This window comes from Vibrio sp. YT-19(2023), from assembly GCF_033337395.1.
Genome location: NZ_JAWOQN010000425.1, coordinates 1 through 744 on the forward strand (window position 1 = coordinate 1; position 744 = coordinate 744).

Genomic DNA, 744 nt, shown 5'->3' on the forward strand with positions numbered 1-744 from the left:
AAAAAGTAACATTTGATGCTGGGAGGAATAAAAAAGACCAGCATAAAATGCTGGTCAAAATAGAAAGATTGGAAGGAATTGTTTTCTTTCTTGGTCTTTAGCCATCGATATCGCTGATGGCTAAGTGATGACTTTGAAAGAAGGAAGCGTGAATGCCCCCTTTATGCTGAAAGCATTAGCGAATTTGCTTTTGCTTCAAGGTTAGTGCCACCCATCAGGTATTCATCAATAGCACGAGCACATTCGCGACCTTCGTTGATACAACGAACCACCAAAGATTGGCCTGTACGCATATCACCTGCGGCGAATACGCCTTCTTGATTCGTCGCGAAACCTTGCGTTGCAACGTTGCCGCGATCATCGAGTGCGATATCCAGTTGAGCAAGCACGCCAGTTGGTTCTGGGTGCAGGAAGCCCATCGCTAGGAAAGCCATGTCACATGGGATCACGCGCTCGCTGCCTTCTACTTCTTTAAAGTTTGGGCGCTCGCCTGGTTTCGCATCTTCCCAAACGATATCTGCAAGACGAAGACCTGTAACTTCACCTTTGTCGTTACCGATGAACTCTTTGGTCAAGATGTTCCAGTGACGATCGACACCTTCTTCATGAGAAGTCGAAGTGCGTAGGATCATTGGGTATTGAGGCCAAGGCATATTGGCTGGGCGCTTCTCTGGTGGAATCGGCATGATTTCAACTTGAGTTATGCTTGCTGCGCCGTGACGGTTTGATGTTCCCACACAGTCT

Annotated in this window: 1 protein-coding gene; it reads right to left on the minus strand. The window is 47.4% G+C overall.

The genetic code is table 11. From position 1 onward, the window contains the following. Positions 1-161: 161 nt before the first annotated feature. On the minus strand, positions 162-744 hold a 583-nt coding region (locus R7E78_RS26320), incomplete at its 5' end, for an FAD-dependent oxidoreductase (RefSeq protein ID WP_318058634.1).